The following is a 22,313-nucleotide window of genomic DNA, read 5'->3' as shown; positions in this document are numbered from 1 at the left end:
GGATCAGAAGGAACGCAAGAGATGAAAACTCTGGTTTGGGTCGAACATGACGGTTCGTCGGTCAAGGACGCCACGCTCGCCGCGGTGACCGCCGCTTCGAAGCTCGGCGAAGTCCACCTGCTCGTCGCGGGCGAAGGCGTCGATGGCGTTGCCAAGGCGGCGGCCGAAATCGCGGGCGTGCAGAAGGTGCATGTCGCCGACAACGCCGCCTTCGCGCACAACCTGCCCGAAAATGTCGCGCCGCTCGTCGCCGAGTTGATGGCGAACCACGACGCGTTCGTCGTCCCCGCGACGACCACCGGCAAGAATATCGCGCCGCGCGTCGCCGCGCTGCTCGACGTGATGCAGATTTCGGAAGTGCTGTCGGTCGAAGGGCCGAAGACCTTCACCCGTCCGATCTACGCCGGCAACGCCATCGCGACCGTCGAATCGTCGGATGCGAAGCTGGTCGTCACCGTCCGCGGCACCGCCTTCGAAAAGGCCGCCGCGACCGGCGGTTCGGGCACGGTGGAAGCCGTCTCGGCGGGCGGCGACGCCGGTCTGTCGAGCTTCGTCGGCGCCGAGATCGCCAAGCAGGATCGCCCCGAGCTCACCTCGGCGAAGATCATCGTCTCGGGCGGCCGCGCGCTGGGGTCGAGCGAGAAATATCAGGAAGTGATCGTCCCGCTCGCCGACAAGCTCGGCGCCGCGCTCGGCGCCAGCCGCGCCGCGGTCGATGCGGGCTATGTCCCCAACGACTATCAGGTCGGTCAGACCGGCAAGATCGTCGCGCCGGAAGTTTACTTCGCGATCGGCATTTCGGGCGCGATCCAGCACCTTGCCGGCATGAAGGATTCGAAGACCATCGTCGCGATCAACAAGGACGAGGACGCCCCGATCTTCCAGGTCGCCGACCTCGGCCTCGTCGCCGACCTTTTCAACGCCGTGCCCGAACTCACCGGCAAGATCTGAATTCAGATCGCATGGCATGAACGGAAAAAGGGCGGCCCGCAAACGGCCGCCCTTTCTTTTTGGGAGAAGATGATGTCCCTCGTCCTCGTCACCCGCGACGATGCCGTCGCCACCGTCACGCTCAACCGGCCCGAGGCGATGAATGCGCTGTCGCGCGCGCTGCGGGCCGAGTTCGCCGCCGCGATGCGCGGGCTTGCCGCCGATGACGGGATTCGCGCGATCGTGCTGACCGGCGCGGGCGAGCGGGCGTTCACCGCGGGGCTCGACCTCAAGGAACTGGGCGCCGACACCGGTAACCTCGGCGCCGCCAACGCGGAGGGCGCCGACGAAAATCCCGTGAAGGCGATCGAACTGTGCCCGCAGCCGGTGATCGGCGCGATCAACGGGGTCGCGATCACCGGCGGGTTCGAGGTGGCGCTCGCCTGCGACATGTTGATCGCCTCGACCAACGCGCGCTTTGCCGACACCCACGCGCGGGTCGGGGTGATGCCGGGCTGGGGCCTGTCGCAGAAGCTGTCGCGCCTGATCGGCCTCGGCCGCGCCAAGGAATTGTCGCTTACCGGTAATTTCCTGGGGGCGGAGGCGGCGCGCGACTGGGGTCTGGTGAACCGCGTCGTCGCGCCCGAGGACCTGCTGCCCGCCGCGCAGGCGCTCGCACGCGACATCGCGAGCGCCGACCCCGCGATGGTGCGCGCCTACAGGGCGCTGATCGACGACGGCTATGCGCTGCCCTACGGCGAGGCGCTGGCGCTCGAACATGCGCGCTCGTCGGCGGCGAACCGCACGGTCAGCGCCGACGCGGTCGAGGCGCGGCGCCTGGCGGTGATGAAGCGCGGGCGCGAACGCGCCGGCTGATCCGCGGGCGATTCGCGCTTGCCCACCGCAAAAATCCTTAGCAAGGTTAAGTAATGACCGATCTCGTGCAACCGCTTTCCGCCTTCATGACGCGCATCGCCGGCCCCGGCGAGCTTTCGGGCCTGTCGCGCCTGTCGGGCGGCGCCAACATGGAAAGCTGGGCGTTCGACTGGGCGGGGCGCGCCTATGTCCTGCGCCGCGCGCCCTCGGCCGAATATATGGAAGGGCGCCCCTACAGCCACGCGGTCGAGGCGGCACTGGTCCGGGCGGCGCACGCGGGCGGAGTGAAGGCGCCCGAGGTGGTCGGGGTGCTGGCGGACGCCGACGGCATGGGCACCGGCTATGTGATGCGCCGGGTGGTCGCGGAGGTCAGCCCGGCGAAGATATTGGCCGACCCGCCGCCGCCGCTCGTCGCCGATCTCGGGCGCGAACTTGCGCTGATCCACGCGCTGCCGCGCGCGGCGATCCCCGACGGCATAAAGGTGATGGACACCGCCGAGGCGCTTGCCGAGCTCAAGGCGCGCTTCCTCGCCTATGGCGGCGACCGGCCGGTGATCGCGCTCGCCGTCCGCTGGTGCGAGGCGCATCTGCCCGCGCCCGCCGATCCGGTGCTGGTCCATGGCGATTATCGCATGGGCAATGTGATGGTCGACGCGGACGGGCTGGCCGCGGTGCTCGATTGGGAACTCGCCCATCTCGGCGACCCGCACGAGGATCTGGCGTTCGGCTGCATGACGGTGTGGCGCTTCGGCCGACTCGACCGGCCGGCTTTCGGGGCCGGCAGTCTCGAGGATTATTTCGCGGCCTATGAGGCGGCGGGCGGGCGCCAGGTCGATCGTCAGCGCTTCCGCTTCTGGCTGGTCTACCGCACGCTCTGGTGGGCGCTCGGCTGTCTGCAGATGGGGCAGGCGTGGCGCAGCGGCGCCGACACCACGGTCGAGCGCGTCGTCGTCGGGCGCCGCACCGCCGAGCAGGAACTCGACCTGCTGCTGCTGCTCGGCGACGAGGCGCCCGCGGCCGAGCGGTCGCGTCCGTTGCCGCCGTCGTCCGCCCCGCCGGCGCCGCCGGTCGGCGAGCCGACGACGCGCGAGATGGTGCAGGCGGTGCGCGACTGGCTGGGCGAGGCGATCAAGCCCGGCGCCGAGGGGCACGGCAAGTTTCAGGTGGTGGTCGCGATGAACGCGCTCGGCATCGTGATGCGCGACCTCGAAGCCGGGGTTCGCGCCGAGGATCGCGCGCTGGCGGAGGCCTTGCTGTCGGGGGCGACGACGCTCGCCGAACCCGGCCTGCTCGCCCGGCTGCGCCGCGCCGTGCTCGACAAATGCGCCGTCGACAGCCCCAAATATGCCCCGCTCGCACAGGCGCGGGAGCAGTGGGACGGCTAGGGGATCCGCATACTCCTCTCCGTTTGCCCTGAGCTTGTCGAAGCACCGTTCTTTCCTTCAAGATCGATAGAAAGAACAGCCCTTCGACAAGCTCAGCACGAACGGAGCGGGTGACGGGTCAGAATTGAAAGGGAGAGGATGATGGATTTCGCGATTGCACCCGACCTGCAGGCCTATCTGGACGAACTCGACGCGTTCATCGAAGCCGAGATCAAGCCGCTGGAGGAGGCGGACGACAATATCCGCTTCTTCGACCACCGGCGCGAGCACAGCCGCACCGACTGGGACAATCAGGGCCTGCCGCGGCATGAATGGGAGGCGCTGCTGAAGCAGGCGACGCGGCGCGCCGACGCGGCGGGGCACTGGCGCTTCTCGGCGCCCAGCCAATATGGCGGCAAGGACGGGTCGAACCTGTGGATGGCGGTGATCCGCGAGCATTTCGCGGCGAAGGGACTCGGCCTCCACAACGATCTGCAGAACGAGCACAGCATCGTGGGCAACTTCCCCTTCGTCGCGATGTTTGAACAGTTCGCGACCAGCGACGAACAGAAGCAGGAATTCATCCTCGGCGGCTTCGAGGGCAAGCGCCGTGCCGCCTTCGGCCTGACCGAGCCCGACCATGGCAGCGACGCGACGCATATGGAAACGCGCGCGGTGCGCGAGACGCGCGACGGCGTCGACGGCTGGCTGATCAACGGCGAGAAGATGTGGACGACGGGGATGCACGTCGCGACCCACTGCGCGACCTTCTGCCGCACCAGCGGCGAGGACGGCAGCGCGAAGGGCATCACCTGCCTGCTCGTCCCCAACCCGTCGCCGGGCCTCGTCATCGAGGAATATCTGTGGACCTTCAACATGCCGACCGACCATCCGCGCGTCAGCTTCACCGACGTGTGGGTGCCCGACAGCGCGCGGCTCGGCCCGGAGGGCGGCGGGCTCGCCATCGCGCAGAGCTTCGTCCACCAGAACCGCATCCGCCAGGCGGCCTCGTCGCTGGGCGCGGCGGTCTACTGCATCGAGGAAAGCGTGCGCTACGCGCGCGAGCGCAAGCCGTTCGGCGAGGCGCTGGCGAAGAATCAGGCGATCCAGTTCCCGCTGGTCGAACTGGCGACGCAGGCGGAGATGCTGCGCCTGCTGATCCGCAAGACGGCGTGGGAGATGGACAACATGCCGCACAAGGAGATCGAGCGCCGGCTGTCCGACAAGGTCAGCATGTGCAACTATTGGGCGAACCGGCTCGTCTGCCAGGCCGCCGACCGTGCGATGCAGGTGCACGGCGGCATCGGCTATTCGCGGCACAAGCCCTTCGAGCACATCTATCGCCACCACCGCCGCTACCGCATCACCGAGGGTGCGGAGGAAATCCAGATGCGCAAGGTCGCGGCCTATCTGTTCGGCTTCATGGGGCCGCGCAAGGAGACGCTGGGGAAGATCTGAGGATCATATAAAGACCGTGTGTCCCCGCGAAGGCGGGGACCCATCTCCGGTCCATGCTGATGGACCCCCGCCTTCGCGGGGGAACACGAAAAAGTGAAGGGCGTCAGCGCTTCCGCACGAATTCGGCGCGCAGCACCAGTCCCTTGATCCCCTCGTGCCGGCAGTCGATCTCCTGCGCGTCGCCGGTCAGGCGGATCGACTTGATGACCGTGCCGACTTTCAGCGTCTGGCCCGCGCCCTTCACCGTCAGGTCCTTGACCAGCACCACCGAATCGCCGTCGTTCAGCAGGTTGCCGACCGCGTCGCGCACCTCGGGGCCTGCGGCGGCGGCTTCGGCCCGCGCGCGCGCTTCGTTCGCGGGCAGCCATTCGCCGCTCGCCTCGTCATAGACATAGTCATCATCGTCGCTGGTCATGGCGCCACCTTAGCGTTTCCTCCGGGCTTGCGGAAGCGCAGCGCGAACTGATCCGGTCTTGCTGCGGATCATGGGGGGGGTGAAGACGTTCACGGTATGCGGATCGCTGGGGTTGATACCAACCTTCGTTCCCAGACTTCGCAAAGGAGCGCAGCGAAGCACGGCACCGAATCCTTGTTGCCGGTTGCTTTGTTCAACTTCGATTTCAGCGTCGGAAGAGGCGATCCCAAAACGAAACTTCTCGATCGAAAGCTGGAATTTTGAACAGTTTTATCTTCTGCACGGTCGATCGAACTGAAAGGGGGCCGCTAACGGATGGAGCCAGCCGCGGCCTCCCATCATATTTCATAACGACTGGGAACACGCCATCGTTCTCGATGCTTTGGGCACACTGGTCGTGAGCTGCGCGATACCCGGCTTCGAAGCCCTTGCGTCCGACTTCCCAGATTAGCGCGTCGAGCGTGTCTCGAAGACTATAACCTCGGTTGAGGGTTGGCCGCCCTACAAATCGTCGCAAATCGGATATCGACTTGTTCAGGGACGAAGAAGCACCTCTCGCGAAATCATCCATTCGCCTGATTCTCCCGAATATTGCTAACCGCCACCCGGTGCGTTCCTTCACCGGTCGCACGTGACCACAATCAATCCGAGGCCATGATAACCCCTAGGTCTATCTGAAATGCTAATGGCGCGCGTAGTCGCGCTTCGGCTATACTGGCTTTTTGAACCTTAGCATGAACTGGTCGGTCTTGCCGCGAATAGAGGGATCGAAGACGTTCGCGGTGCGTGGATCGTCGGGGCGCTTGTAAAGATCGCTCTCCGCTTCGAGTTGAAACCCCGCCTTAGTAAGCGCGGCGACGACCGCCGCCTTGTCGATGCGATGCAGGCTGTCGGACAGCGTCGTGCCGCTGCCGTCGGCCGCGCTGTGGTCGATGACGACGAGCGTCCCGCCGGGTTTCAGCGCCGCGAACAGCGCCGCGCTCGCCTTGTCGCCGATGCCTTCGGGGAAGGGCTTGAGGTAAAGGTCGTGGAAATTCTGCACGGTGACGATCGTGTCGAGCGGTACTGGAAAGGCGGGCGCCGCGAATGGCCCTGCGATCGCATCGACATTGGCATAAGCGGCATCGATCGCGGCCTGATCGTCGCCATATTGCTTCTTGAAGGCGATGAACTCGGCGGGCTGGAAGGCATAGACCTTGCCCTCCGGCCCGACCGCGCCCGCGAGGATGCGGGTCAGATAGCCGCCGCCCATCACGAAGTCGCCGACCGTCTGCCCCGGTTTCACGCCCGCGAAAGCGAGCAGTTCGGTGGGCTTGCGCGCGGCGTCGCGCTCGCGGTCGGCGGCGGGGCGCGCGGGATCGGCGAGGGCGGCCTTGTAATCGGGGGAGGGCGCCTGTTTCGCGGCGACGGGCGGAACGGCGACGGCGAGCAGGAGGCCGAGGGTTAGCGGGCGGATCATGGCATCGACTCCCTTTGGTTTGACGCGGCATCATAGCGCCTCGCGATGGTGTTCGCGCGCATATTCGCGCGGAAGGGGGGTTTCCTACATTATCCCGCAGTGTCAGAATCTATGCCATGCTCATCGCCTGCTTCATCATCGCTTCGCTCCGCGCGCAATGGCGGCCGCTCCTTTAAAGCGACAAAGGAGACAAAAAGGATGCGTCCATCCGTATCTTTTGTCGCCTTAAGGTTCTCGGCCAAAGCGCTTGGCATATCGGCAATCCATGATAGGTTTTGTCCTGAAACGAAAAATCGGGAGAGCGGACATGCATGATCTGGTGATTCGCGGCGGCACGGTCGTCGATGGTTCGGGCGCGCAGCCCTTTATCGCCGATGTCGCGATCGACGGCGACCGCATCGTCGCGGTCGGCGCCGACGTCGGCGCGGGTCGCGAAGAGATCGACGCGCGCGGCCGGATCGTCACCCCCGGCTTCGTCGACGTCCACACCCATTATGACGGGCAGGCGACGTGGGACCGGGAAATGGCCCCGTCAAGCTGGCACGGCGTCACCACCGTCGTCATGGGCAATTGCGGCGTCGGCTTCGCCCCCGCGCGTCCCGATCGCCACGACTGGCTGATCGGCCTGATGGAGGGGGTCGAGGATATTCCCGGCACCGCGCTGGCCGAGGGGATGTCGTGGGACTGGGAAACCTTCCCCGAATATATGGACGCGCTCGAAAAGCTGCCGCGCACGATCGACGTCGCCTGCCACGTCCCGCACGGCGCGGTGCGCGCCTATGTGCTCGGCGACCGGGAAAAGCCGGGCGCGGTGCCGACCGCCGAGGACATCGCGGAGATGTCGCGTATCGTCGAGGAAGGCGTGCGCGCGGGCGCGCTCGGCTTTTCGACCAGCCGCACGGTGATCCACAAGTCGGTCGATGGAGAGGTCGTCCCCGGCACCACCGCGACGGCGGAGGAACTGATCGAAATCGGCCGCGCGATGGGGCGCGTCGGCTACGGCGTGTTCGAGATGGCGAGCGACCTCAACCGCGAATGGAACGAGTTCGACTGGATGGGCAAGCTCAGCCGCGAAACCGGCCTGCCCGTGACCTTCGCCGCGCTCCAGTCGATCGCCAAGGAACTGCCGCTCGACGAGCAGATCGAAACGATGCGCGCCGAAAATGCGAAGGGCGCGAACATCGTCGCGCAGATCGCGCTGCGCGGCAACGGCATCATCATGGCGTGGCGCGGCACCGTGCATCCCTTCCGCTTCCGCCCGTCGTGGCGCGCGATCGAGGCGCTGTCGTGGGACGAGCAGAAGGCGAAGCTGCTCGACCCGGCCTTCCGGGCGCGGCTGCTGGCGGAGGAGAATGATTTCAGCGAGGTGCCCAAGGACATCATGGGGCTGCTGATGGTCGTCGCCGGCGGCTGGACGATGCAGTTCGAGATGGATGAGGATTTCGACTATGAGCCGGGGCCGGAGGCCAGCATCGCGGCGCGCGCCGCTGCGGCGGGGGTCGATCCCGCGGCCTATGCCTACGACCTGCTATGCCGCGACGACGGGGCCGGCTTCGCCTATCTGCCGATTCTCAACTATGCCGACGGCAATCTCGATTTCCTCGAAGCGTTGCAGGACGCCGACGACACGGTGAACAGCCTGTCCGACGGCGGCGCGCATTGCGGCACGATCTGCGACGCTGCGTCGCCGACCTTCATGCTCCAGCATTGGGTGCGCGACCGCAAGCGCGGCGGGCACATCCCGCTCGAACGCGCGATCAAGCGTCAGTGCCGCGATACCGCGCTGCTCTACGGGCTGGAGGATCGCGGCCTGATCGCCCCCGGCTATCTCGCCGACATCAACGTCGTCGACATGGAGCGGATTCGGCTCGGCAAGCCCTGGCTCGCCTTCGACCTGCCCGCGGGCGGCAAGCGCCTGCTGCAAAAGGCGGACGGCTATGACGCGACGATCAAGTCGGGGGTGGTGACCTTCCGCGGCGGCGAGGGGCAGGGCGCCTATCCCGGCACCGTCATCCGCGGCCCGCAGCGCGTCGAACTGGCGATGGCGGCCGAATAGGCTTCTCAGGCCAGCGCCGCCACCGCTGTCTCCACGTCCGCCGCGCCATTATAGGCGTGGAAGGACAGCCGTAGCACGGTACCGCGAAAATCGGCGTGCAGGCCGTGCCGGTCCAGCAGCGCCGCGACGCGCGGCCGGTCGGCGCCGGTGTCGATGCACAGCGTCCCGCCGATCGCGCCCTCGGGCCAGCGCCATTGCGGCGTCGCGGCCTCCAGCGCGTCGCGCAGCATCGCCTGCAGCGCGCGGTTGTGCGCCGCAATCCGGTCCACGCCGATCGCCGCGATCTCCGCGATCCCGGCGGTGGACAGGACAAAAGGTGCGACGTCGGGGGTGCCGCCCCACCAGCGGCGCGCGTCGGGGGCGTAGCGGAAATCGCCGATCGCCATCTCAAAGGGATCGGCATGGCTCCACCAGCCGCGCTCGCTGGGGCAGAGTGCGGTGCGGTCGTGCGGAGCGACCCATAACCAGCCGCCGCCGGGGCCGCCGCACAGCCATTTGACGCTGGTGCCCAGCACCGCGTCGACGCCCCATGCGGCGGGGGTGACGGGCACGACGCCGACCGATTGCGCGCAATCGGCGATGCAGCGCGCGCCCGCGGCGTGCGCCGCCGCCGCGACCGCCGCAATGTCGGTCAGCGCGCCGCTGTTCGAACTGACGTGCATCGGGACCGCCAGCGCGACATCGTCGTCGAGCGCCGCGATCCAGTTCGCGGCGTCGCGCACGTCGGCCTCGTCGGGCAGGTAGCGCACCGTCCACCCCGCCGCCGCCAGCCCGCCGGCGACATAGCCGATGGTCGGAAAGGCGCTCGGCGCGAGCAGGATCGTCCGCCGCCCGGTCGCGGTGTCCAGCGCCGAAAGATAGCGCGACAGGCCGGCGCTGACGTTGGCCGCGGGGCATAGGTCGCGGGCCTCGACGCCGATCAGGCCCGCCAGCGCGGCGCGCCAGGCGTCGATCGCGGCCAGCCAGTCGGGCCACGCCTCGCCGGTGTCGCGCCACGGCGCCAGCATCCGGTCGCGCAGCAGCCCCTCGGCGGCGCGCGGCTGGCAGCCGACGCTGTGGCTCTTGAGGTAGACGGCGCCGGGGGGCAGGTGGAAGCGGTCCGCGACCGCTTCCGAAAGCGGCGTGCCGGTCACAGCCCGCTGCCGTGGCCCGCCGCCGACGCGCCGCTGATGCTCGCCCGCTTCACGCCATATTCGGCGCCCCAGCGGTCGGTCATCTCGCAGCGAACGTCCCACAGCTCGGGAAAGAAGCGGTGCCGCATGCCCGCGTTGAGCAGCTCGACGGGGCGTCCCTTCAGCGATTTCGACCCCATGCCGATCGACCGGTGGATCAGCTGGATATGGTGCGCGCGGAACAGCTGGAACAGCTCGTCGAACTCGACCATCGCCTCGGCGACCATATAGGCGTCGTCGTGCCGATAGCCGGTGTCATAGACGTCCGCGACGCTGCGCCCGGCCGCGTCGAGATAGACCGCCTTGTAGCGCGCCCACAACGGCTGCGGCAGCGTCAGCAGCAACTGGAAGCCGGGACTTTCCTGTCCCGATCCGTTGCCGAGCAGCAGCCGGATCGCCTGATAGTCGAACGGACTCATCGTCTCGAGCAGCGCAAGCTGGTCGGTCATCAGCCGCATGATGCGGTGGACGCGGCCGAACAGCGTCAGGACGCGCATCGTCTCGCGCGCCGCCATGTGCCCGTCGATCTCGGCGAGCGTGAAGGCCATCAGCTTCATCCACAGCTCCTCGACCTGATGGACGATCTGGAACTGCAATTCGTCGGGCGTGGACAGGTCGGCGAGCCGCTTCTGGCACTGGAGCAGGCGGTCGACCGACAGGTAGACGCCGTAATCCTTCATCTCGGGCGTCTCGATACGGTTGTGGACTTCGATCTTGTCGAGCATGGGGCATCCCCTTGCGAAAATGGCACGAATGGACGGGGCGCGGGTCCGCGCCGGTCGCTCAGCCGCGCGGAGTGACGCCCGCAGGGGGGTGGCGCGGCGATCCGGACTGGCCGAGCCAGAGCGGCATGCCGGCGCGGCGCCTCCGGCCGGCGGAAGCGCGCGCTACGTGCGCGCGGGATTCGCCGCCCCGCCGTGCGGAGCCGCGATCGCCAGCCGGGATGCCTGATAGCGTCACGCCCCGATCGATAGCATGGCGCGCCGCGCCGTCGCCAGCCTAATTCGTCGCCGCGTCCGACGTGTCGCGGACATCGCCGTCGGCGTCGATCTCGGCGCGCGCTTCGCGCTCGATCGCGTCGTGCCGCGGGTGCAGCGGCGCGATACGCAGCACGACGAAGCCCGCGAGTGCCGCGGCCAGCGATCCCATCAGGATTCCGATCTTCGCCTCCTCGACCAGCAGCGGATCGCCGGGAAAGGCGAGGCCGCCGATGAACAGGCTCATCGTGAAGCCGATGCCGCACAGCAGCGCGACGCCATAGACCTGCCACCAGGTCGCGCCGCGCAGCGGCCCCGCGATGCCGAGCTTCACCGACAGCCAGACGCTGCCGAAGATGCCGACCTGCTTGCCCAGGAACAGCCCCGCCGCGATGCCGAGCGGCAGCGGCGAGAATATCTGCGCGGCGGTCAGCCCGCCGATGTCGACCCCCGCATTGGCGAAGCCGAACAGCGGAACGATCGCGAACGCGACCCACGGATGCAGCGCATGCTCGAGCCGGTGGAGCGGCGAGGTCGCGCTGTCGGGCGCATCGGGGGTGCGCTCGAAGGGGATGGCGGTCGCGGCGAGCACCCCGGCGATCGTCGCATGCACCCCCGACAGCAGCATCGCGTACCAGAGCAGGCCGAACAGCGGGACATAGACCGAAAGGCGCCGGACGCCTGCGCGGTTGCACGCGGCCATGACCGCGAGCACCGCCGCCGCCGCGCCCAGCGCCGCAAGGTCGATCTGCGCGGTGTAGAAGAGCGCGATGATCGCCACCGCGCCCATGTCGTCGACGATCGCGACGGTGACGAGGAACAGCTTGAGCGAGGTCGGCGCGCGGCGTCCGAGCAGCGCCAGCACCCCGATCGCGAAGGCGATGTCGGTCGCCGCCGGGATCGCCCAGCCCCGTGCGAGGCCGGGGGTGCCCGCCGCGAGCAGCGTATAGAGCAGCGCCGGCACCGCCATCCCCGCCGCCGCGGCGATCATCGGCAGGCGCCGCCGGTCCCAGCTGGCGAGCCGCCCGTCGACGAACTCGCGCTTGATCTCCAGCCCGACGAGCAGAAAAAAGACCGCCATCAGCCCGTCGTTGATCCACAGATGCACCGTCATCGGGCCGATCGCGTCGGCCAACACCGGCCCGGTCACGGCATGGATCGCATGGTGGTAAGCCGGACCGAAGGACGAGTTGGCGACCAGCATCGCCAGCGCCGCCGCGACGATCAGCAGCATCCCGCCGGCGCTCTCGCTCGCCAGAAAGGCGCGCAGGACGGAACGGGGCGTCGGGCGATGCGGCATGCGGGGAATATCCTGTCGGGTCGGCGGCGGTGAGTGCCGGGAAGCCGTTCCTATGCCCGTTCGGTGCGCGCGGATCAAACCGAAGCCAACGCCGCCGCTCTTCTCCCGCTTGCGGGAAGGGAGGGCAGGCGTCGTGGGTTTACGCCGGCGGACTATGCCGCCCGCATTCGGTAGTGACTCGGTCCGGATTTGGAAGGAGCAATTTCCTATCTCGTCACCCCGGATCAAGTCGGCAATTATCCCTTCTCGACAAGTAACTGTTCCCCGGCGAAAGCCGGGGTCCAGATGGCACAACACTGTCCCGCATGGACCCCGGCTTTCGCCGGGGAACAGTTCCTGACTTGTCTGAAGGGTATATATCCCGATCAAGTCCGGCGTGACGAAGAAAGCAAAACCTCGCTCCTGCTTTCAAACCGAGTCGCCACCCCGCATTCCTCACACTTTACAAATGCGTGACCGGCACTAGGCATGGACCCTTCGGGAGATGGACGTCGGCGCAGGGGGGCGAGTTCGGCGGTGGATCAGGCGGCCGCATGGATCGAATGGCTGGTGCAGGGCATCCGCCACGAACTGATGCTCTTCGCGGCAGTCGGCATCCTCGTCATGGGCCTCGACGATCTGCTGTTCGACGGCCTGTGGTTCGGGGTCCGGCGCAGCATCGCCCGTCGCGCGGCGAGCCGTCCCGCCGGGCCGCGATTGCGCGGCGTCTTCGCGGTTTTCGTGCCCGCGTGGGACGAGGCCGATGTCCTGCCCCACACGTTGATCCACGCGCTTCGCGCCTGGGATGGCGAGGCGGTCCGCCTCTATGTCGGCTGCTATCCCAACGATGCCGCCACGCTGTTCGCCGCCTCGCCGTTCGCGGCGCGCGACCCGCGGGTGCGGCTCGTCATCGGCGACGCCGACGGTCCGACGACCAAGGGGGATAATCTCAACCGGCTGTGGGATGCGCTTTGCGAGGATGAGCGGCGCGAGGGGCTGCGCTTCGCCGCCGTCGTCCTCCACGATGCGGAGGATCGCGTCCACCCGGCCGAGATCGCGCTCTATCGCGACTGGCTGCCCGATCATGCGATGATCCAGATTCCCGTCGTGCCGACGAAAGGCGCGGACGCGACGTGGGTCAGCGGCCAGTATATGAAACAGGGCCGAAAACAGCCTCTTATGACTGCGTAACGGGAAAACCGGCCTCAATCGATTCAAGAGGTTGCATTCGGAGGGAAAACCCTCCCGGCGCTCCACCGGACAAAATAAAAGCCCCCGCAAAGGCTGGCACCGATGCGAGGGCTGACCAGATCGCGGTCACGAATTGGCAGGCGGGACATACTGCAAGCCGGGCGGTGACGCAATGAAGGCGGCGGATATTCGCGCGGAAGCGGAAGCCGCCACGCTCCGCGTTCGCCAGCCCCATCTCGATCGCCTGTTCGCCTTGGGCGTCTCCGGCCGGGCCATTGCCGAGCTTGGTTCGCGCCAGATCCCCTTTGGCGTCGGGCATGTCGAGCGGATCGAGCGCGGCCTGTATCAGCCCGGCGAGGGACCGCTGCATGTCCTGTCGCCAGTCTATGCGGACGGCGAGGTGATCGACATCGTGGCGTGGCGCAGCGATGCCCCGGCGAATTGGGCATGGCGCACTGGCCTTGGCTGGGCGCTGGGCACCGATGAACTGTCTCAATTGAGCGAGTATTGGCCGGGCGATCCCCCGCTCCAGCTTCATGCCACCCCTCTCGACTGGCTGCGCGCCGGGGGCACCGGCATGTGCGTGCTCGATTGGGAAGCCGACGAACTGGAATCGCTGCGCGGCCTGAACGCGATCGAGGCGGACGAATGGATTGCCATGCGGCTGCACAAAGCCCTCAGCAAGCCCCGCCGTCTCCCCACCATCATCAAACGAAAGGCGGTGCGCCATGTCGCGTAATCCCCGTAATCTTGCATCCTTCCCGCCTGCCAACGATCGCGCCCCGACATTGCTTCCGCTGCTCAACCCTGCTGACTGGCAGGATCAGGACGTGCCATCGCGCGAATGGGCATGGGCCGATTATATTCCGCACCGGCAGGCGACATATCTCACCGGGCCGGGAAGCGCGGGTAAATCGCTGCTCTCGCAACAACTCTGTACCTGCATCGCCCTTGGCCTGCCGTTCATGGGCAAAGATACCCGGCAGGCGGTCGCCATCTATGCGACGTGCGAAGATGATGCCGACGAGCTGCACCGGCGACAGAAAGCCATCTGTGACGCGCTGGGCGTCCCGCTGTCGGCCTTGTCGGGCAAGCTGCACCTTGTCAGCCTCACCGGGGCGACCAGCAACGCGCTGGTGACGTTTACGCCGGACGGCAACCCGATCGTGTCGGATGCCTATCGCACGCTGCTCCATACCGCGCGAGCGACGGGCGCGGGCTTCCTCGCCCTCGACAACGTGGCTCACCTGTTCGGCGGCAATGAGAATATCCGCAATCAGGTGGCGGTGTTCGTCGGGATGCTCAACAATCTGGCGAGCGAAATTGACGGCAGCGTCCTGTTTCTCGGTCATCCGAACAAGGCCGGGCAGGACTTTTCCGGCTCGACAGCGTGGGAGAACCAAGTCCGGTCGCGCCTGTTTATGGAGGTGCCGAAGGACGAAGAAGGAAACGTCCCCGATCCCGACGCCCGCGTCCTTGTGCGCGGCAAGGCAAACTATGCCCGCAATGGCGAGCGCATCGGCTTCCGGTGGCTGAAATGGGCGTTCGTGCATGATGACGACCTGCCCGAAGATCAGCGCGAGGAACTGGCCGCCACGATCCAAGCGAACAAGGATAACGACATATTCCTCCGTTGCCTTCGCGAGATGATCCGGCGCGAACAGGCGGTGTCAGAGAACGTCGCCAGCCGCACCTATGCCCCGCTGGTTTTCTCCAAAATGCCGGAAGCGAAGGGCATCGGCAAAGCCCGGTTGGAGGCAGCTAAGCTCGGCTCGAAACATCGCCTTGGCCGCCTCTTGTTCAGCCTCTCCGACATCGCCGCAATCGCGCTCCTGCACACCCTCAACGCCAGTCTCAAGGTCGCACCTTCGGCGGCATGGGAAGTTCATGCGGCGCTTGAGGCTTTCATCGTCCGCAAGCTGGAGAAAGACGATTTTGCAGCTGATATGAAGGTATGCGTCGGCTTCGACACCGATGGCGCCTTGCTCATTTGGCACATCGCATCCGATGGCGTGTTGGAAACCTTCAACGATGCAGCCGACGAGCGGATGTTCAACACTATGGCAGCATCCCGGCGCGCGCATATCACGATTCCCATGACGGCGATCTTCGATCCGATCGCGAATGCGAACCTGATTGCACAGAAATGGGAGGCGGATGACGCATAAATCCCTTTCCTACTTTGAACCCGCATGGTTCATTGTTCCTGAATCGTTCCCCCTATCGGGGTCGATGCGCCAACGCCGTGAGGCAGTCGGCAATCTCAGCGCGGGGGCCAAGCGCCCCCGCCAGAAAGAAGGAATATCAACGTGAAAACTTCTGATCTTTTGGAACAGCGGGCAGCGATCATGCAGCGCATGAACGATGCCCACGACAAGGACGATGGCACGGCTTTCGACGCTGCCAACGAAGAATTGCGAGCGGTCGATGCAAAGCTGGATCGCGCTCGCAAGATTGACGCCGCCGATCGTGCCGATCCCGGCTTGCCTCTCAATGCTGAGGGCGACCGCCAGATGGGCAAGCTCGAACAGCGCGTGTCTCTCCACCGCACCTTGCAGGCGCAGCTCGCGGGTCGGGCGCTCGATGGCGCCGAGGCCGAGTATAATCAGGAAATCACGCGCCGGAACGGTAAGGCAGCCGAGGGCGCGTATCTGCCTTTGTCCGCCCTCGAAAAGCGCGTGAACACAGCCGCGTCGGCCAGCGAATTGGTCGGCACCCAGCACCGCCCCCAGGACTATATCGGTCCGCTCCGCAATTCGCTGCTTGCGCGCCGCTTGGGGGTCCGCGTCCTTACGGGGCTGTCGCAGAACCTCAGCATCCCCAAGCACGGAACCAGCACCACGTCGGCGTGGGTTGCTGATAATAGTGCGCTCACCCCTTCCGACATGACCTTCGACAATGTTGGCCTGTCTCCCAAGCATGTCGGCTCGCTTTCGGAAATGAGCCGCTCGCTGATCCAGCAATCCAGCCCCGAAATCGAACAGCTTTTGCGCGATGACATGGCGTTCAATCTGGCGCAGGCGATCGACTCCGCGCTGATCGAAGGCGGCGGGGCCAATGAGCCGGATGGCGTGATTGCGACGCTCGGCACCGCGAACGCGACGCTGGAAACCCCGACGTGGGCAGAGGTGCTGGCGATCATCGCACAGGTCGAGGAAGCCAATGCGCTCGGTTCACATAGCTGGCTGATCCCGCCCGCCGTGAAGGCGTTGCTCCAAGCGACGCTCAAAGTCTCTGGCGATGCCGGTGCGGGCTTCCTGCTCTCGAATGGCATGTTGGGCGATTATCCCGCCTTCTCGACGAATCAGGTTCCGACGAACAACATCATCTTCGGCGACTGGTCGCAGATGCTGCTCGGCCTCTGGAGCGAGTTGGACGTTCTGGCAAATCCATACGAAAGCACCGCATATGCTCGTGGCGGTGTCATGGTCCGCGCGATGGCGACTGCCGATATCGCAATGCGCCACGCGGAAGCGTTTGCATGGGCCGACGACGTGCCTGCCGGGGCGTTCTCGTAATGGGCGGCGGCGTGACCCTAGAGCGGCGCACCTTCACCGAACTCCGCGCAGCGGGACGTCGGCTGGAGGGTTACGCCGCCATTTTCGGCAGCATGGCCAACGTTGGCAGTTTTCAGGAGCGGATCGCCCCCGGCGCCTTTCATCGGGCGTTGGGCGGCGACATTCTGGCTTTGCTTGACCATGATCCGAGCAAGCTGCTCGCCCGCACCCGGTCGGGGACGCTTCGCCTCTCGGAAGATAGCAAAGGCCTCGCGTTCTCGATCGACCTGCCTAGCACGCAAGCAGGCCGAGACGTTGAGGCGCTTGCTGAGCGTGGCGACTTGGGCGGGTGCAGTTTCGGCTTTACCGTGCCGGAAGGGGGCGAAAGCTGGCAAGGCAGCATCCGCACCCTGACAACGATCGCCCTGAAAGAGATTAGCGTCGTTTCCGCATGGCCCGCCTATGAAGGCACGGAAATTGCGTTGAGGGCATTGCAGGCTAGCGCTGAGGCTCGCCGCCGCCGCCGGGTTCTCGTGATGGCGGAGGCAGCGCAATGGGCATGATCGACCTTATCGCGTCCCGCTTGGGATATGAGCGCCGCGCGGATGATGAACCGAGCTGGACCGCTCTCACGCCCGGCGTCGGATACCTCGCGGGCCTGTCGGCTCGCGCGGCAGAGAATCTGAGCACGGTCTTGGCCTGCACCAACGCCATCTCCACTGCGCTCGCGTCGGTTCCGGCCTTGGTCTATCGGCGCAATGCCGATGGCGACCGGATCGAAGCGACCTCGCATCCCCTCAATCGGATTGTTCGGACCGGCGTCAGTCAGCGCATGAGCTGGGTCGATTTTCTCGAACATTGGATCGCCAGCGCCGTGTTGACCGGAAATGGTCTGGCGGTAATTGAGCGCGGGCGGAACGGTCAGCTTGCGGGTTTCCGATATGTGCCGTGGGGTATGGCGACAGTATCGGAACTGTCGAGCGGGCGGCTGGCCTATGATGTCAGCGACGGTCGCGGCCATACCCACCGCTACCTCGAAGGCGAAGTCGCCCATTTGCGCGACCGCACCGATGACGGGAAAATCGGACGGTCGCGTCTCAGCCGCGCAGCCGACACCGTAACCGGCGTGCAGGCTGCGAACAGTCACGCAAACGCCTTTCTCGCCAATGGCGCTGCGCCAAGCGGCTGGATCGAAGTCCCGGGCACGATGAAACCGGAACAGCGAACCAGTCTCCGCGACACCTTCCAATCTGGCCACGGTGGCGCGGGCAATGCCGGGAAAACGCTGATCCTCGATGGCGGAATGAAGTGGCAAGCTTCGCAAATCTCGCCAGAGGACGCCGAACTGCTGGAAACGCGGCGTTTCGGAGTTGAAGAGATCGCGCGCCTCTTCGCTGTTCCGCCGCCAATCATCGGCGATTATACGCACAACACTTTCACGAATAGCGAGACGGCCGGGCGCTGGTTCGCAACCTTTTGCCTGTCACCGTGGGCAAAGAAGGTCGAGGCCGAGTTTGCCAGATCGGTCTTTCCGGCGAACGGCCCCTATGAACTGGAGCTAGACCTGTCGGGCTTCCTGCGCGGCGATCCCGAAACCCGTTGGAACGCGCATAAGATCGCGATTGAAACCGGCGTGCTCGATCCCGACGAGGTAAGGCAAGCCGAGGGCTGGAACCCGCGCGGCGATAACTCCGCAAATTTGCGGACTTCCGATCAAGAGGCAAATCTGCCCCTTGAAAACGAGGGAGGCGCAAATGGCTGACCTTGTGACCTTGAGCGAGGCCAAGCTCTATCTCCGCGTGGACGGCAATGCCGAGGATAACACCATCGCCCTGCTCATCGCCGCGGCGTCCGATGCGGTGCGCGACGTGGCGAGTGATTGGGATGGAGAGGGCACGGTGCCCGATCGCCTCAAGCTGGCCTGTCTCGCCCGCGTGGCGGTCGCATTCGACGAGCGCACCAATGTCTCCCCCGGAACCGGCGAGCTGCCCATGCTCACCCCTTTGCGAAAGCTGGAGGTGTAAGATGCGGGCGGGTGATATGGACCGGCGCGTGACGCTCCAGCGATTCACGACGACGCAAGACGAGTATGGCGAGGAAATCCAGACATGGACGGACCTCGCCACCGTCTTTGCCGAGGTGCGGCAACAGGGCGGGCAGGAGTATCTTGCGGCCGCCACGACGCTTGCCGAGCGCCGCGTGGTGTTCTTCCTTCGCTGGTTCCCCGGCCTCACTGTCGAGGATCGGGTGAGCTATGACGGGCTGCTCCACAACATTAAAGAGGTGCGCGAGATCGGCCGGCGCGATGGCGTCGAGCTGCACACGGTGGCTGCGGTATGAGCGCGCGGCGGGCATCCCTTGTCCAGGCGGACTTCGACCGCGCGGTTGCGGCGCTGGCGAAGGTCGGCATCACGCCTGAGATCATTTTCGACCTCACCGGCGACAGGGTTATCGTGAAGGCCGCAAACGAATCGGACGCACCCCGCTCCGATTGGCAGGAAAGGGCACCGGATCGTGTCTAAGCTACCTTGGCCCGGCGTGCGCCAGAAGAAAGCGAAAGGGCGTGTCTATCACTATTGGGCACGCACGACGCCTTGGACGCGCCTGCCGGACCCCTACAGTGATCCCGACGGCTTCATGCGCGCAATGGCTCGTTTGCAGCGCATGGGGGCGCTGGAGGACGAAAGGCACCGGACAGGGACATTCGGCGGGCTGGTAGCTGACTATCGTCGGTCCAAGCATTTTCGCGAGACGCTGAGCAACAGCACCCGCGAATCCTATGATCGCTACCTGACGCGCTTGCTGGTCGCCTATGCGGCTGCCCCGCTTCGCGAGATGACCCCGGAGGATATTCAGCGCCGCGTGCTCGACGCCAACGAGGACACGCCGGGCGCTGCCGACATGATGCTCACCATCCTGCGGACCCTCTATGCATATGCTCGCAAGCGGCATCGCGGCTTATCAGACTGGACGGAAGGGCTGGAGTATTTCGGCAACCAGACCGAGCGCGAGCCGTGGCCTGACGACATGCTTCAGGCGGCCCTGACCAGCGACAACGAATTGTTCCGCCGCGCAGTGACCTTGGCGCTCTATACCGGGCAGCGACCGGGCGACGTTTGCGCGATGACGTGGGGCATGGTCGCGGGTGACATGATCCGTGTGCGCCAGCAAAAGACAAAGACCGCGCTGGAAATTCCGATGCACGACAATCTCAAGGCGATGATCGACGAATTGCCGCGATCGGAAGAGCACCTGTTTCTGCTCAGCAATCGGCGCGGTGGCCCCCTGACCAGAGAGGTGTTCCTTGTCTGGTGTCAGAAGTTCACCCGGAAGCTGGGCATGAACCGCACCCCGCACGGCCTTCGCAAGAATGCGGCGATCGAATTGTTTGAGGCCGGATGCACCTCAGCCGAGGTCGCGGCGATCACCGGGCACAAGTCTCTCGCCATGCTGGAGCACTACGGCAAGCGCCGCTCGCAACCGAAAATCGCCCGGCTGGGCATGGGGAAATGGAAGGCAAAGACGAAAGGAGAACGGGAAAACTAATCACGAAAGGGAAAACCGCGCTCACAACGCCCTAATTTATAAAGGAAATTCGTCATGATGGATAAGCGGCCATTATGGCGACGAGTTCGCCGAGGCGCATGGCAAGGAACTGGGCGTCCGCTCGCATCTGGGACTGCCGCTTCCCGCGGCGGGCGTCGGTTGCGCCTTCGCCCGCGACGCGCTTTCGCTGCTCGCGCTCCACCGCGGCGGCGCGCCGTTTCGCGCGGACAGCCTGACCGAGGATTATGAGGTCGGCATGCTCATCGGCCATTGCGGGCTGTCCGCCGCCTTCGTCGAGGCGTGGCGCGCGCCGGGCGATCCGGTGGTCTCGCGCGGGGCGTTCCCGGTGACATTGGAGGCGGCGGCGCGGCAGAAGGCGCGCTGGGTCGCGGGCATTTCGCTCGCCGGTTGGGATCATCTCGGCTGGCCGCCGCTGGCTGGCGGAAACGGCGGCCGGCGGCGCGCGTGGCTGGCGCGCTGGATGCTGTGGCGCGATCGCCGGGCCCCGCTCGCGGCGCTGATCCTGCTTGCCGCCTATGCCGGCATGGTCGTGACGGGGATTGTATGGGCCGGCGAGGCGCTGCTCGGCTGGACACCGCCGCCGATCGGCGACGGCTTTCGCCTGCTGCTGGCGGTCGATGCCGCGCTGCTGCTCTGGCGGCTCGGGATGCGGGGGCATTTTGCCGCGCGCTGGTACGGGATGCACGAGGCAATGCTGTCGATCCCGCGCGCCTTTGTCGCGAATATCGTCGCCATGCTCGCCGCCCGCCGAGCGGTCCTGCTTTACGGCCGGATGCTGCGATCGCGCGAGGTGGTCTGGGACAAGACGCGGCATAGCGAAGCGCCGCCGCCCGCCCAACCCGATCCGCTGGCCGATCCGTTGGCGATCCCGGTGCGGATCGCATGATGATGCTCTCGCCCGGGCCGCGTTCGCGGCGCGATGCTTCGGCGCTGCGCTTCCTGGCGCTGTGCGTCGGGGGCTGGATCGCGCTGCGGACGATGATGCTGTGGAATCCGGCCTGGCTGCTGTCCGATCCGGGCGCGGATCGCTGGCGGCCGCCGGCGCCCTTCGTCGCGCCGCAATGGCGCGATACCGCGCTCGCCACTCCGCATCGAAGCGATGTGACGCCGATGCCTGCGCCGCCGCGGCGCGCCGCCGCCGTGCCCGTCGCCGAGCCGCGTTTCGCATCGGTCGCCGAGCCCGCCCCGATGGTCGGCCAACCGACTGCCGTCAGCGGCCGGGGCGGCGGCGAGCCGGGTTTTGCGGGATGGGGGACCAACCGCCATGCAATTCGCCTCGCGCTGATCGCGCGGACGCTGCCCGCGCCGGTCGGCGGAGAGGCGCGCTCGGCGCTGCGCGGATCGCTGCCATGGCCCTCCGGGGCGGCGGCGCGGCACGCCGATCCGGGGCGCGGTGCGCCCTTCTGGATGCAGCGCGACCTGAGCGGCCTGTCGCTCGGCGGCTGGGTCTATCTGCGCGAAGCGTCGAGCGCGGTGCCGGGCGGAATCGCGGCGGCCGGGCAGCTCGGCGGCAGTCAGGCGGGCGCGCGGCTGGCCTACGGCCTCGGCGCGACGGGACGAACGCGCATCTATGGCCGCGCGATCGTCGCGCTCGAACGGACGCGGCAGCGCGAGCTGGCTTTCGGTGTCGTCCATGCGCCGGTGACGGGCTGGCCGATCGATCTTGCAGTCGAGCAGCGCGTCGCCATCGGCCGCGAAGGCCGGAGCGCGCTCGCCGCTTTCGTCAGCGGCGGGATCGGCGACGTGCCGCTGACGAAGGGCTTCCGCCTCGAAGCCTATGGCCAGGCCGGGGTCGTCGGGGCGCAGCGACGCGACGCCTTTGCCGACGGTGCGGTGGCGGTCGACCGCGGCTTTGGCGCGGACGGCGCCGGCCGGTTGCGGATCGGCGCGCTCGCGGCGGGCGCGGTCCAACCCGGCGCCGGGCGGGTCGATGTCGGGCCGCGGCTGACGCTGCGCCTACCCCGCGTCGGCGAGGGCAGCCGGTTGGCGCTCGACTGGCGTCAGCGCATCGCGGGCGAAGCGCGCCCCGAAAGCGGACTGGCGCTGACGCTGGCGACCGATTTCTGAAATTC

Annotated in this window: 22 protein-coding genes; 17 read left to right on the top strand and 5 right to left on the bottom strand. The window is 66.6% G+C overall.

Features of this window, described 5'->3' with window-relative positions; all coding sequences use genetic code 11:
* The first annotated feature begins 21 nt into the window (after positions 1-21).
* The 4 genes from C3E99_RS11940 to C3E99_RS11925 all read left to right on the top strand — a co-directional run bounded on the left by C3E99_RS11940 (position 22) and on the right by C3E99_RS11925 (position 4,628).
* Positions 22-951, top strand: a complete 930-nt coding sequence (locus C3E99_RS11940) for an electron transfer flavoprotein subunit alpha/FixB family protein (protein ID WP_076076590.1) — start codon at positions 22-24, stop codon at positions 949-951.
* A 72-nt stretch (positions 952-1,023) separates the two neighbouring features.
* On the top strand, positions 1,024-1,806 hold the full coding sequence (locus tag C3E99_RS11935; RefSeq protein ID WP_076078072.1) for an enoyl-CoA hydratase: 783 nt from the start codon (positions 1,024-1,026) through the stop codon (positions 1,804-1,806).
* Between the two features lie 53 nt (positions 1,807-1,859).
* Positions 1,860-3,191 (top strand): phosphotransferase family protein, encoded by a 1,332-nt coding sequence (locus C3E99_RS11930; RefSeq protein WP_076076587.1) that lies wholly within the window; start codon positions 1,860-1,862, stop codon positions 3,189-3,191.
* 141 nt (positions 3,192-3,332) lie between these two features.
* Positions 3,333-4,628: an acyl-CoA dehydrogenase family protein gene (locus tag C3E99_RS11925; protein WP_076076586.1), complete on the top strand. Its 1,296-nt coding sequence runs from the start codon at positions 3,333-3,335 to the stop codon at positions 4,626-4,628.
* A 103-nt stretch (positions 4,629-4,731) separates the two neighbouring features.
* Here the strand turns inward: C3E99_RS11925 and C3E99_RS11920 are convergent, their stop codons facing one another.
* Together C3E99_RS11920 and C3E99_RS11915 are read right to left on the bottom strand one after the other, a co-directional pair.
* Positions 4,732-5,043, bottom strand: a complete 312-nt coding sequence (locus C3E99_RS11920; protein WP_076076584.1) for an alkylphosphonate utilization protein — start codon at positions 5,041-5,043, stop codon at positions 4,732-4,734.
* A gap of 709 nt (positions 5,044-5,752) precedes the next feature.
* A complete protein-coding gene (locus tag C3E99_RS11915; RefSeq protein ID WP_104959824.1) occupies positions 5,753-6,502 on the bottom strand; it encodes a class I SAM-dependent methyltransferase in 750 nt (249 codons plus the stop codon).
* 307 nt (positions 6,503-6,809) lie between these two features.
* On the opposite strand from C3E99_RS11915, the gene C3E99_RS11910 reads away from it, so the two are divergent.
* On the top strand, positions 6,810-8,558 hold the full coding sequence (locus tag C3E99_RS11910; protein ID WP_076076583.1) for an N-acyl-D-amino-acid deacylase family protein: 1,749 nt from the start codon (positions 6,810-6,812) through the stop codon (positions 8,556-8,558).
* Between the two features lie 5 nt (positions 8,559-8,563).
* On the opposite strand, the gene C3E99_RS11905 is transcribed toward C3E99_RS11910, so the two are convergent.
* The 3 genes from C3E99_RS11905 to nhaA all read right to left on the bottom strand — a co-directional run bounded on the left by C3E99_RS11905 (position 8,564) and on the right by nhaA (position 12,007).
* Positions 8,564-9,691 carry an aminotransferase class V-fold PLP-dependent enzyme gene (locus C3E99_RS11905; protein ID WP_076076581.1) on the bottom strand — a complete coding sequence of 376 codons (1,128 nt, stop codon included), beginning with the start codon at positions 9,689-9,691 and terminating at the stop codon, positions 8,564-8,566.
* Positions 9,688-10,455, bottom strand: coding sequence for a tryptophan 2,3-dioxygenase family protein (locus tag C3E99_RS11900; protein WP_067108501.1), 768 nt, complete (start codon positions 10,453-10,455; stop codon positions 9,688-9,690). Before C3E99_RS11900 ends, C3E99_RS11905 begins: the two co-directional genes overlap by 4 nt.
* A gap of 274 nt (positions 10,456-10,729) precedes the next feature.
* Complete coding sequence (nhaA, locus tag C3E99_RS11895; RefSeq protein ID WP_104959823.1) at positions 10,730-12,007, bottom strand: Na+/H+ antiporter NhaA; 1,278 nt, start codon at positions 12,005-12,007, stop codon at positions 10,730-10,732.
* A 516-nt stretch (positions 12,008-12,523) separates the two neighbouring features.
* Here nhaA and C3E99_RS11890 point away from each other — a divergent pair.
* The 12 genes from C3E99_RS11890 to C3E99_RS11835 all read left to right on the top strand — a co-directional run bounded on the left by C3E99_RS11890 (position 12,524) and on the right by C3E99_RS11835 (position 22,308).
* Complete coding sequence (locus C3E99_RS11890; RefSeq protein WP_104959822.1) at positions 12,524-13,177, top strand: glycosyltransferase; 654 nt, start codon at positions 12,524-12,526, stop codon at positions 13,175-13,177.
* A gap of 172 nt (positions 13,178-13,349) precedes the next feature.
* Positions 13,350-13,916, top strand: coding sequence for a hypothetical protein (locus C3E99_RS11885; protein ID WP_104959821.1), 567 nt, complete (start codon positions 13,350-13,352; stop codon positions 13,914-13,916).
* On the top strand, positions 13,906-15,345 hold the full coding sequence (locus tag C3E99_RS11880; protein ID WP_104959820.1) for an AAA family ATPase: 1,440 nt from the start codon (positions 13,906-13,908) through the stop codon (positions 15,343-15,345). Before C3E99_RS11885 ends, C3E99_RS11880 begins: the two co-directional genes overlap by 11 nt.
* 141 nt (positions 15,346-15,486) lie before the next feature.
* Positions 15,487-16,695 carry a phage major capsid protein gene (locus C3E99_RS11875; RefSeq protein ID WP_104959819.1) on the top strand — a complete coding sequence of 403 codons (1,209 nt, stop codon included), beginning with the start codon at positions 15,487-15,489 and terminating at the stop codon, positions 16,693-16,695.
* A gap of 11 nt (positions 16,696-16,706) precedes the next feature.
* Positions 16,707-17,237 (top strand): HK97 family phage prohead protease, encoded by a 531-nt coding sequence (locus C3E99_RS11870; RefSeq protein ID WP_234002459.1) that lies wholly within the window; start codon positions 16,707-16,709, stop codon positions 17,235-17,237.
* Entirely contained in the window at positions 17,234-18,436 is a 1,203-nt protein-coding gene (locus C3E99_RS11865) for a phage portal protein (RefSeq protein WP_234002458.1), read from the top strand. The genes C3E99_RS11870 and C3E99_RS11865 overlap by 4 nt, the downstream gene beginning before the upstream one ends.
* The gene (locus C3E99_RS11860; protein ID WP_104959816.1) at positions 18,429-18,698 is read left to right on the top strand and encodes a head-tail connector protein; all 270 of its coding nucleotides are present in this window, start codon (positions 18,429-18,431) and stop codon (positions 18,696-18,698) included. The genes C3E99_RS11865 and C3E99_RS11860 overlap by 8 nt, the downstream gene beginning before the upstream one ends.
* A gap of 1 nt (position 18,699) precedes the next feature.
* Positions 18,700-19,014, top strand: a complete 315-nt coding sequence (locus C3E99_RS19770) for a phage head closure protein (protein WP_158682267.1) — start codon at positions 18,700-18,702, stop codon at positions 19,012-19,014.
* Entirely contained in the window at positions 19,011-19,196 is a 186-nt protein-coding gene (locus C3E99_RS11850) for a hypothetical protein (protein WP_104959814.1), read from the top strand. The genes C3E99_RS19770 and C3E99_RS11850 overlap by 4 nt, the downstream gene beginning before the upstream one ends.
* The gene (locus tag C3E99_RS20125; RefSeq protein WP_158682265.1) at positions 19,189-20,220 is read left to right on the top strand and encodes a tyrosine-type recombinase/integrase; all 1,032 of its coding nucleotides are present in this window, start codon (positions 19,189-19,191) and stop codon (positions 20,218-20,220) included. Before C3E99_RS11850 ends, C3E99_RS20125 begins: the two co-directional genes overlap by 8 nt.
* Positions 20,221-20,281: 61 nt before the next feature.
* Positions 20,282-21,127, top strand: coding sequence for a glycosyltransferase family 2 protein (locus C3E99_RS11840; RefSeq protein ID WP_324787721.1), 846 nt, complete (start codon positions 20,282-20,284; stop codon positions 21,125-21,127).
* Positions 21,124-22,308 (top strand): hypothetical protein, encoded by a 1,185-nt coding sequence (locus C3E99_RS11835; protein ID WP_158682263.1) that lies wholly within the window; start codon positions 21,124-21,126, stop codon positions 22,306-22,308. Before C3E99_RS11840 ends, C3E99_RS11835 begins: the two co-directional genes overlap by 4 nt.
* Positions 22,309-22,313 lie beyond the last annotated feature (5 nt).

Origin of the sequence: Sphingopyxis sp. MG (assembly GCF_002953155.1) — a bacterium.
GTDB lineage: Bacteria > Pseudomonadota > Alphaproteobacteria > Sphingomonadales > Sphingomonadaceae > Sphingopyxis > Sphingopyxis granuli.
Note: the sequence above shows the minus strand (reverse complement) of the source record. Positions and strands in the feature narration are given on the sequence as shown.

Coding starts and splice junctions, on each gene's coding strand:
- C3E99_RS11940 (WP_076076590.1), top strand. CDS start 22: ATGAAAACTCTGGTTTGGGTCGAACATGACGGTTCGTCGGTCAAGGAC.
- C3E99_RS11935 (WP_076078072.1), top strand. CDS start 1,024: ATGTCCCTCGTCCTCGTCACCCGCGACGATGCCGTCGCCACCGTCACG.
- C3E99_RS11930 (WP_076076587.1), top strand. CDS start 1,860: ATGACCGATCTCGTGCAACCGCTTTCCGCCTTCATGACGCGCATCGCC.
- C3E99_RS11925 (WP_076076586.1), top strand. CDS start 3,333: ATGGATTTCGCGATTGCACCCGACCTGCAGGCCTATCTGGACGAACTC.
- C3E99_RS11920 (WP_076076584.1), bottom strand. CDS start 5,043: ATGACCAGCGACGATGATGACTATGTCTATGACGAGGCGAGCGGCGAA.
- C3E99_RS11915 (WP_104959824.1), bottom strand. CDS start 6,502: ATGATCCGCCCGCTAACCCTCGGCCTCCTGCTCGCCGTCGCCGTTCCG.
- C3E99_RS11910 (WP_076076583.1), top strand. CDS start 6,810: ATGCATGATCTGGTGATTCGCGGCGGCACGGTCGTCGATGGTTCGGGC.
- C3E99_RS11900 (WP_067108501.1), bottom strand. CDS start 10,455: ATGCTCGACAAGATCGAAGTCCACAACCGTATCGAGACGCCCGAGATG.
- nhaA (WP_104959823.1), bottom strand. CDS start 12,007: ATGCCGCATCGCCCGACGCCCCGTTCCGTCCTGCGCGCCTTTCTGGCG.
- C3E99_RS11885 (WP_104959821.1), top strand. CDS start 13,350: ATGAAGGCGGCGGATATTCGCGCGGAAGCGGAAGCCGCCACGCTCCGC.
- C3E99_RS11880 (WP_104959820.1), top strand. CDS start 13,906: ATGTCGCGTAATCCCCGTAATCTTGCATCCTTCCCGCCTGCCAACGAT.
- C3E99_RS11865 (WP_234002458.1), top strand. CDS start 17,234: ATGATCGACCTTATCGCGTCCCGCTTGGGATATGAGCGCCGCGCGGAT.
- C3E99_RS11860 (WP_104959816.1), top strand. CDS start 18,429: ATGGCTGACCTTGTGACCTTGAGCGAGGCCAAGCTCTATCTCCGCGTG.
- C3E99_RS19770 (WP_158682267.1), top strand. CDS start 18,700: ATGCGGGCGGGTGATATGGACCGGCGCGTGACGCTCCAGCGATTCACG.
- C3E99_RS11850 (WP_104959814.1), top strand. CDS start 19,011: ATGAGCGCGCGGCGGGCATCCCTTGTCCAGGCGGACTTCGACCGCGCG.
- C3E99_RS11835 (WP_158682263.1), top strand. CDS start 21,124: ATGATGATGCTCTCGCCCGGGCCGCGTTCGCGGCGCGATGCTTCGGCG.